The sequence below is a fragment of the Cupriavidus sp. HPC(L) genome, from assembly GCF_000307735.3.
In the GTDB taxonomy this organism is placed as follows: Bacteria; Pseudomonadota; Gammaproteobacteria; order Burkholderiales; family Burkholderiaceae; genus Cupriavidus.
Map to the genome: position 1 here is coordinate 1 of NZ_AMPR02000105.1, position 9,048 is coordinate 9,048.

Here is a 9,048-nt window from a genome sequence, read left to right on the forward strand (position 1 = left end):
AGCGCCGGCAGCGCCAGCAGCAGTTGCCAGTTTGCAACCAGGCCATCCGACACCGCGATCACGAATTGCGTCGGCCCAGGAAGTTCGGCGCCGGCGCCGAAGCCGACGAACACCTGCTTGAACGCGGGAATCACGAACAGCATCAGGGTCGTCGTCACGGCGGCGGCGACCGCCAGCACCACCAGCGGATAGCGTAGTGCGGCGCGTACCTGGCCGCGCAGCGCGATCGCTTGTTGCTGATAGGCGTACAGCCGGTCAAGCATGCCGCCCAGCGCGCCGCTGTGCTCGCCGGCTTCGACCAGGCTGCAGTACAGCGCGTCGAACGCGCGGGGATGGCGGCGCATGGCCTGCGCCAGGCTGCTGCCGCCTTCGATGTCGCCGCGCAGCTGGGCCAGCAGGCGGCGCCACGCCGGGTCGCCATGGCCGCGCGCGATGATGTCGAGCGCAGGCAGCAGCGGCACGCTGGCGCCCAGCAGCGTCGACAGCTGACGCGTGAAGCGCACGATGTCTTCGGCTCGGAAGCGGGGTGGCGCGATGGTGCGCGCCATGGCCGGAAGGCGGAGCGCGGCGCGTGGGGCCGGCGCCGCCATGGTGGACCCGGATGGCATGATCGTTCGGTCGATCGTCGTTGTGGATTGTCGTTATGGACTGGTGGCCGCCAGCACCTCGGCCAGCGAGGTCGTGCCCGCCCTGACCTTGAGCAGCCCGGCCTCGCGCAACGATAGCACGCCCTCGCGGCGCGCCTGCTGCGCGAGCGCGCGGGTGCTGCCACGCGACAGGATGATGCCCTGCATCGCGTCGGAGACCGGCATCACCTGATGGATGCCGCAGCGGCCGCGATACCCGCTGCCGCGGCAGGCGGCGCAACCGACGGGCTGGCACGGCTGCCAGTCGCCGTCGAGCAGCGTGTCCGCGAAACCGGCCTCGCGCAGCACCGACAGCGGCACCGGGCCGGGACGTTTGCAGGCGCACAGCACGCGGGCCAGCCGCTGCGCGGTGATCACCAGCACGCTGGCGGCCAGGTGAAACGGCGCGACGCCGAGCTGCGCGAGCCGCGTCAGCGTGCCCGGCGCGTCGTTGGTATGCAGCGTCGACAGGACCAGATGGCCGGTCTGCGACGCCTTGACCGCGACATCGGCGGTCTCGGCATCGCGGATCTCGCCGACCATGATCACGTCCGGGTCCTGCCGCAGCAACGCGCGCAGCACGGTCGGGAAGTTCAGGCCGATCTTGTCGTGGATATTGACCTGGTTGATGCCGGCCAGCTGGATCTCGGCAGGATCCTCGGCCGTCGAGATATTGCGCTCCTCCTGGTTCAGCAGGTTCAGGAAGGCGTACAGCGAGACGGTCTTGCCGCTGCCGGTAGGACCGGTGACCAGCACCATGCCGTGCGGGCGGCGCAGCCGCTCGCGCAGCACGGCAAGCTGCGGCGGCTCGAGACCGAGGCTGTCCATGTCGAGCCGCACGCTGGACGCGGCCAGCATGCGCAGCACGATCTTCTCGCCGAACAGCGTCGGCAGCGTCGATACGCGCAGGTCGACCGCGCGGCCGGCGGCCCCGTCAGTCGTCGCCTCGCCGTCGTGCCGCGGCACCACGAAACGCATGCGGCCATCCTGCGGTATCCGCCTCTCGGCGATGTCCAGCCGCGCCAGCACCTTGATGCGCGTCGCGATGCGATCGCGAATGTCCAGCGGCGGACGCGCGATCTCGTGCAGCCGTCCATCGATGCGAAAGCGCACGCGGTAGAAGCCTTCGTACGGTTCGAAGTGCAGATCCGAGGCGCCGCGCAGGCAGGCCTCGGTCAGCAGCCTGTGGACGAAGCGCACGACCGGCGCGTCGTCGGCCGACGGCATGGCGGGGTCGTATTCGATCGGCGCATCGGACGGGGCGGTCACGGCGATCATGGCGGGCGGGGCGCAGTGGAGGAGTGGCCCAGTGTGCGATGCGCGGGCAGGGAGGGGAATGCGCCCAGTCTCAAATGGGAAGCGCCGGCCAAAGCCAAAACGACCAAAACAAAAGGGCCGTGCATCGCTGCACGGCCCTTTCGGAAAAACTGGTCGGGGTGAGAGGATTCGAACCTCCGGCCTCTACGTCCCGAACGTAGCGCTCTACCAGGCTAAGCTACACCCCGTTTTTTTGTTCCCCGCCGCGTCAGGACTGACGTTGCAGCGAGAAAGCACATAACTTTATCAGCGTTTCCTTCAGTTGTGAAGAGGGAAATTGCATTGCCGCGCGTTCGGCCGCATCGGCCTCGCGTTTTGCGGCCTCGAAGGTCGCATCCAGGGCCCCGCATTGATGGATGGCCGAGAACACCGCGTCGAAGTGTTCGGTGCCGCCTTCGACGATCGCCTCGCGCGCCAGCGCGCGTTGCTCGGCGGTGCCATGCTCCATCAGATGCAGCAGCGGCAGCGTCGGCTTGCCCTCGCGCAGATCGTCGCCGGCGTTCTTGCCCATCTGCTCGGCGCTGGCCGTGTAGTCGAGCATGTCGTCGATCAGCTGGAAGGCGGTGCCGATGCGGCGGCCGTACTCGGCGGCCGCCTCTTCCATCGCCGCGTCGGCGCCCGCCAGCACCGCGCCCAGCTGGGCCGAGGCCTCGAACAGCTTGGCCGTCTTGTAGCGGATCACCTGCAGATAGCGCTCCACCGTGACGTCGGGGTCGTGCATGTTCAGCAGCTGCAGCACCTCGCCCTCGGCGATCACATTGGTCGCGTCCGACAGAATCTGCATGATCCGCATGCTGCCGGCGTCGACCATCATCTGGAACGCGCGCGAATAGAGGAAGTCGCCGACCAGCACGCTGGCGGCATTGCCGAACACCGCGTTGGCGGTCTGGCGGCCGCGGCGCAGCTCGGATTCGTCGACCACGTCGTCGTGCAGGAGCGTGGCGGTGTGGATGAATTCCACCACCGCGGCCAGTTCGTGATGGCGATGTCCGTCATAGCCCAGCGCGCGCGCGGACAGCAGCAGGATCACGGGGCGCAGGCGCTTGCCGCCCGCGCCGATGATGTATTCGCCGATCTGTTCAATCAGGGGCACTTCGGAAGACAGGCGCTGCCGGATGACTGCATCGACGGCGCGCATGTCGGCAGCGACCGGAGCGAGCAAGGCAGAAGCGGAAGACTCGGACAAGATGATCACCGTTACGCAGAACGAGCGATTATATGCGATGGCCGTGTCCAGATGGCCCGGATGGCACCTGCTGCGCGCGGTGGCGCGGCGCGCTCTTCGCCGCCGAACCCGGGGGGCAGGACGGGCCGGGCGGGCGCCTATAATGCCGCCATGAACAAGCCCGCCGCTCCCGATGGCCATGGCCGCCGTCCGTCCCGCCGCCTTGCGTGGTGGGTGGCGTTCGCCGCGCTGGCCGGATTTCTGCTCGCCGAGGCGACCTGAGGGCCGTCAGCGCAAGGGCGCGGGCAAGCGCGCAGTAAGTGCGCTGCCCGTCTCTGCGGGTCTATGTGTTTGTTTTCTTTGCACTTTTCCCGCTGCTCGTATAGAATGCCGAGTTTCCTCCGGCTGAACTGCTGTTGTTGCGTCCGTGCCGGCGGGAGATAACCGGGCCGAAAGCGCGTTGCATGGCCGCTTCGCCTAGCCGCGAAGCCGCGCCAGCGCTGGCTTTTGGGCGTTTATTCACATCGAGAGGTTCGACAATGTACGCGGTCGTAAAAACCGGCGGCAAGCAATACAAGGTTGCTGCTGGCGAAAAACTGAAAGTAGAACAGATACCGGCAGACATTGGCGCAGAAATCACGCTCGACCAAGTGCTCGCAGTGGGCGCTGGCGACCAGATCAAGTTTGGTACGCCGCTGGTCAGCGGGGCTTCCGTCAAAGCTACCGTTATCTCCCAGGGTCGTCACGACAAGGTGAAGATCTTCAAGATGCGCCGTCGCAAGCATTACCAAAAGCGCCAAGGCCATCGCCAGAATTACACCGAACTGCGCATCGAAGCGATCGTTGCCTGAGTCCCCGCGGACCGCAACGAGACAACGCAATCGAGCGACATCAGGTATAGCGACAGGAGTTAAGTCATGGCACAGAAAAAAGGCGGCGGTTCCACACGGAACGGCCGCGATTCCGAATCGAAGCGTCTGGGCGTGAAGGTGTTTGGTGGCCAGGCCATCAACGCCGGCGGCATCATCATCCGCCAGCGCGGTACCCGCGTGCATGCCGGCGAGAACGTCGGCGTGGGCAAGGACCACACCCTCTTCGCCCTGGTTGACGGCCACGTGAAGTTCGCCGTCAAGGGCGCTGCCAAGAAGCAGCAGGTCAGCGTCGTTCCGGCAGCCTGACCACTGCCTTGCAGCACGAAGGCCCCGCAACCCTTGCGGGGCTTTTTCTTTTCTGGCGACAATGTCACACGTCGCCCGCCGCCGGCAGCGCCTGACAAGGTCTTTCGACGCGGCACGCTCCAGCACGGATCACCATCATGAAGTTCATCGACGAAGCCCGAATCGAAGTCATTGCCGGTAACGGCGGCAATGGCAGCGCGTCGTTCCGGCGCGAGAAGTTTGTGCCGTTCGGCGGGCCGGACGGCGGCGATGGCGGCCGTGGCGGCAGCGTCTACGCGGTGGCCGATCGCAACATCAACACGCTGATCGATTTCCGCTACGCCAAGAAGCATGTCGCCCGCAACGGCGAGAACGGCCGCGGCTCCGACTGCTACGGCGCGGCCGGCGAGGACGTGACCCTGCGCATGCCGGTCGGCACGCTGATCACCGACATGGACAGCGGCGAGGTCATCGCCGATCTGACCGAGCACGGCCAGAAGGTGTGCCTGGCCGAGGGCGGCATCGGCGGCTGGGGCAATCTGCATTTCAAGTCCAGTACCAACCGTGCGCCGCGCCAGCAGGTCGACGGCAAGCCGGGCGAGCGCCGCATGCTCAAGCTCGAGCTGAAGGTGCTGGCCGACGTCGGCCTGCTGGGCATGCCCAATGCCGGCAAGTCGACCTTCATCTCGCACGTGTCCAACGCGCGGCCCAAGGTGGCGGACTATCCGTTCACCACGCTGCATCCGAACCTGGGCGTGGTGCGCGTCGACCACGAGCAATCATTCGTGATCGCCGATATCCCGGGGCTGATCGAGGGCGCCGCCGAGGGCGCGGGCCTGGGCCACCAGTTCCTGCGACATCTGCAGCGCACCGGACTGCTGCTGCATATCGTCGATCTGGCACCGTTCGACGAATCGGTCGATCCGGTCGCCGAGGCGCGCGCCATCGTCAACGAGCTGAAGAAATACGACGCCGAGCTGTACGAGAAGCCGCGCTGGCTGGTGCTGAACAAGCTCGACATGGTTCCCGAGGACGAGCGCGAGGCGCGCGTCAAGGACTTCATCAAGCGCTACAAGTGGAAGGGGCCGGTGTTCCGCATCTCGGCGCTGACCGGCGAGGGCTGCCGCGAGCTGGTCTACGCGATCAAGGACCACCTGGCCGCGCTGAAGGCCGAGGAGGCCGCGGCGCTGGCCGAGCCGGACGTGCGTCTGGACGAGCGGCTGCACAACGTCGATCGCGACGAACATCGCGAAGAAAATCGCGACGAGCGACAAGGCTGATCCCGCGCCGGAAATCTGCGCCGGAACATCGCCCGGCACGACCCCACTTCAGGAGACACAGTTGCCCACCCAATCGGTCATCGCGCAGGCCCGGCGCATCGTCGTCAAGGTCGGATCGAGCCTCGTCACCAACGACGGCAAGGGGCTGGACCACGATGCCATCGCCCGCTGGGCGGCGCAGATCGCCAGGCTGCGCACCGCCGGCAAGGAAGTGGTGCTGGTCAGCTCGGGCGCGATCGCAGAGGGCATGCAGCGGCTGGGATGGGCGCGCCGTCCGCGCGAGATCCATGAACTGCAGGCCGCGGCCGCGGTCGGGCAGATGGGGCTGGCCCAGGTCTACGAAAGCCAGTTCGGCCGCTATGGCGTCCGCACCGCGCAGGTGCTGCTGACCCATGCCGACCTGGCCGACCGCGAGCGCTACCTGAATGCGCGCTCGACGCTGCTGACGCTGCTGGGCCTGGGCGTGGTGCCGATCATCAACGAGAACGACACGGTCGTCACCGACGAAATCAAGTTCGGCGACAACGATACGCTGGGCGCGCTGGTCACCAACCTGATCGAGGGCGATGCGCTGGTGATCCTGACCGACCAGCGCGGCCTCTACACCGCCGATCCGCGCAAGGATCCGGCCGCCGAGTTCGTGCACGAGGCGCTGGCCGGCACGCCACAGCTCGAGGCGATGGCCGGCGGTGCCGGCACCGCGATCGGCCGCGGCGGCATGCTGACCAAGATCCTGGCGGCCAAGCGCGCGGCCAAGTCGGGCGCCCATACGGTGATCGCGTCCGGACGCGAGGCCGACGTGCTCGCGCGTCTGGCCGGCGGCGAGGCGATCGGCACGCAGCTGCTGGCGCCGACCGGGCGGCTGACCGCGCGCAAGCAGTGGATGGCCGACCATCTGCAGCTGCGCGGGCGCGTCGTCATTGATGCCGGCGCGGTCGACAAGCTGACCGCGGGCGGCAAGTCGCTGCTGCCGATCGGCGTGGTGGAAGTGCAGGGCGAGTTCGCGCGCGGCGAGGTCATCGCCTGCGTCGATGCGCAGGGGCGCGAGGTGGCGCGTGGCCTCACCAACTACTCGAGCGCCGAGGCGCGGTTGATCGCCCGCAAGCCGTCATCGGAAATCGAAGCGGTGCTCGGCCATCTGAACGAGCCCGAGCTGATCCACCGGGACAACCTCGTACTCGTCTGAGCGGACGCAAAAAGGCCGGCGATGGCAATCCGCCGCCGCCGGCCTTCATCGTAGGCTGTCGATAGCCCTTACTGGTACGCGCCCTGCCGGGCCACGCCGTCGCGGATCGCGCGCACGATGTCCTCGGTCTTGCCCGCCACCGCGCGGCCGTCGCACAGATATTCGGACGCCAGCGTCGCCGCATAGCTGTTGCGCACGCTGGTGCTCATCGTCCGCCATTGCTCGGCGCCCGCGCTCTGGTTCGGCACCCAGGTCTTGCTGCCGGGCGGCATGGTGGCGAACAGCTTGCGCTGGAACACGTCGCAGCGCACCCCTTCGTAGCTGATGTTGCGCACACCGGTCGGGCTGGTGATCACCGCGGTGTAGCGCACCGCGCCGTCCTCGCCGACCAGGATCGACTTGGCGTCCACCGCAAACGACAGGCGCCCGGTCGTGCTGACGTCAAACGGCAGCAGATCGGCGTCGGCCGGCGGCGGCGGCAGCTTGGTCGCGGCCTCCTGAAAGCCCTTGGAGGCGAGCCGGTCGAGCAGGAAGACCGGTTCCTCGGCTTCCTCCGCTTCGAGCTGGGCGGCGCGCTTGGGCGTCTCGGTGCTGGTCGAGCAGGCGCTCACCAGGGCGAGTGCCAACAGCGTGGCAAGTCCGGCAGCCAGACCCGTGGGGGTTGCGCTGCCGGTGCGGCGTCGGCCGAAGCCGGCGGGTTTAGTCATCAGTGCTCCGCGTTTGCACGCAGACCGGCGCTTCCGGCTGCGTCAGGGTAGGGGACGGCTGGCTGGCGGCCGGCGCATTGCCCGGACCTTGCCGGCCCGCGCGCTGGCCGCCGGCGCGGCCGGCGTTGCCATGGGTCCCGGCATGGTGGTTGCCGTAGGGACTGAGCGGCGCCCGCTGGCCGCGATGCAGAAAGCGCGACAGCTCCGTCAGTGCCATCTGGTAGACCTCGCGCTTGAATTCGATCACCGCGTCGAGCGGCACCCAGTACTGGCTCCAGCGCCAGGCATCGAATTCCGGGTGGTCGGTGGCGCGCAGGCAGATATCGCAATCGCGCGCCGCCATGCGCAGCAGGAACCAGATCTGTTTCTGCCCCTTGTAATGCCCGCGAATCTCGCGGCGTATGAACTTGTCCGGCACCTCGTAACGCAGCCAGTCGCGCGTGCGACCGACGATCCTGACGTGCTCGGGCAGCAGTCCGACCTCTTCATGCAGTTCGCGGTACATCGCCTGTTCCGGCGTCTCGCCGTATTTGATGCCGCCTTGGGGAAACTGCCAAGAATGTTCGCCGATTCGCTTGCCCCAGAACACCTCGTTCCGTGCGTTGATGAGGATGATGCCGACGTTCGGGCGGAAGCCTTCACGATCGAGCATGACTGCACCTCGAATCCTTTAGAATTACGTCGATTATAAAGGAAGCGCGGGGTCCGTCCGGGCCGGTCCGGCGTGCTGGTTTTCCCCGACGAAATGCGCCGTTTCAGGCGCCTTTCGCCGGCCCAGACACCGTGTCGCGACCGTGTGCCCGGCCGCATTTTTTTACCCAGTCCTTGCCCTGTCGGACCCCTTACCCTTTTTCCCATCGATCCGCGCCGCGCGCGCTGTCCCAACCCGCTGTCCCAACCGAAAGCCACGGATGAAAGCTTCGCAATTCTTCATTTCCACTCTCAAGGAAGCCCCCGCCGACGCGGAGATCGTCTCGCACAAGCTAATGATGCGCGCCGGCATGATCAAGAAGCTGGGTGCCGGCATCTATAGCTATATGCCAACCGGCCTGCGCGTGATCCGCAAGATCGAGCAGATCGTCCGTGAGGAGATGAACCGCGCCGGCGCCGTCGAACTGCTGATGCCGTTCGTGCAGCCGGCCGAGCTGTGGCAGGAGACCGGCCGCTGGGACAAGATGGGCCCGGAGCTGCTGCGCCTGAAGGATCGCCATGAGCGCGACTTCGTGCTGCAGCCGACTTCCGAAGAGGTTGTCACCGACATCGTCCGTACCGAGATCCGCAGCTACAAGCAGCTGCCGCTGAACCTGTACCAGATCCAGACCAAGTTCCGCGACGAGCGCCGGCCGCGCTTCGGCATCATGCGCGGGCGCGAGTTCACGATGAAGGACGCCTATTCGTTCGACCGCGACGAGGACGGCATGAAGGTGTCGTACCGCCAGATGTACGACGCCTATATCCGCATCTTCCAGCGCTTCGGGCTGGAGTTCCGCGCGGTGGCGGCCGACAACGGCGCGATCGGCGGCTCGGGCTCGCATGAATTCCACGTGATCGCGGACACCGGCGAGGACGCGATCGTCTACTGCCCCGAGTCGGATTACGCCGCGAACATG

Annotated in this window: 9 protein-coding genes, 1 tRNA gene and 1 pseudogene; 5 read left to right on the top strand and 6 right to left on the bottom strand. The window is 66.9% G+C overall.

Going from position 1 to position 9,048, the window contains the following annotated elements; genetic code table 11:
• From B551_RS07825 to ispB, 4 genes and pseudogenes are all read right to left on the bottom strand, one after another.
• Window positions 1–548: type II secretion system F family protein (locus B551_RS07825; RefSeq protein WP_172682445.1), on the bottom strand; the 548-nt coding region annotated here is incomplete at its 3' end.
• Between the two features lie 93 nt (window positions 549–641).
• Window positions 642–1,871, bottom strand: a pseudogene (locus B551_RS07830) (GspE/PulE family protein); the annotation flags it as partial.
• Between the two features lie 183 nt (window positions 1,872–2,054).
• Window positions 2,055–2,131, bottom strand: a tRNA-Pro gene (locus tag B551_RS07835).
• 20 nt (window positions 2,132–2,151) lie between these two features.
• Window positions 2,152–3,081, bottom strand: coding sequence for an octaprenyl diphosphate synthase (gene ispB / locus B551_RS07840; protein WP_006576526.1), 930 nt, complete (start codon window positions 3,079–3,081; stop codon window positions 2,152–2,154).
• A 566-nt stretch (window positions 3,082–3,647) separates the two neighbouring features.
• Between ispB and rplU the strand changes: the two genes are divergently transcribed.
• The 4 genes from rplU (at window position 3,648) to proB (ending at window position 6,731) form a co-directional block, all read left to right on the top strand.
• On the top strand, window positions 3,648–3,959 hold the full coding sequence (rplU, locus tag B551_RS07845) for a 50S ribosomal protein L21 (RefSeq protein WP_006576525.1): 312 nt from the start codon (window positions 3,648–3,650) through the stop codon (window positions 3,957–3,959).
• 66 nt (window positions 3,960–4,025) lie between these two features.
• Complete coding sequence (gene rpmA / locus B551_RS07850; RefSeq protein ID WP_006576524.1) at window positions 4,026–4,286, top strand: 50S ribosomal protein L27; 261 nt, start codon at window positions 4,026–4,028, stop codon at window positions 4,284–4,286.
• Window positions 4,287–4,423: 137 nt separating this feature from the next.
• On the top strand, window positions 4,424–5,545 hold the full coding sequence (cgtA, locus tag B551_RS07855; protein ID WP_006576523.1) for an Obg family GTPase CgtA: 1,122 nt from the start codon (window positions 4,424–4,426) through the stop codon (window positions 5,543–5,545).
• 61 nt (window positions 5,546–5,606) lie between these two features.
• The gene (gene proB / locus B551_RS07860) at window positions 5,607–6,731 is read left to right on the top strand and encodes a glutamate 5-kinase (protein WP_006576522.1); all 1,125 of its coding nucleotides are present in this window, start codon (window positions 5,607–5,609) and stop codon (window positions 6,729–6,731) included.
• A gap of 68 nt (window positions 6,732–6,799) precedes the next feature.
• On the opposite strand, the gene B551_RS07865 is transcribed toward proB, so the two are convergent.
• The gene (locus tag B551_RS07865) at window positions 6,800–7,438 is read right to left on the bottom strand and encodes a CNP1-like family protein (RefSeq protein ID WP_043438063.1); all 639 of its coding nucleotides are present in this window, start codon (window positions 7,436–7,438) and stop codon (window positions 6,800–6,802) included.
• Window positions 7,431–8,090 carry an RNA pyrophosphohydrolase gene (locus B551_RS07870; RefSeq protein ID WP_006576520.1) on the bottom strand — a complete coding sequence of 220 codons (660 nt, stop codon included), beginning with the start codon at window positions 8,088–8,090 and terminating at the stop codon, window positions 7,431–7,433. Before B551_RS07870 ends, B551_RS07865 begins: the two co-directional genes overlap by 8 nt.
• A gap of 259 nt (window positions 8,091–8,349) precedes the next feature.
• On the opposite strand from B551_RS07870, the gene proS reads away from it, so the two are divergent.
• Window positions 8,350–9,048: proline--tRNA ligase (proS, locus tag B551_RS07875; protein ID WP_023263824.1), on the top strand; the 699-nt coding region annotated here is incomplete at its 3' end.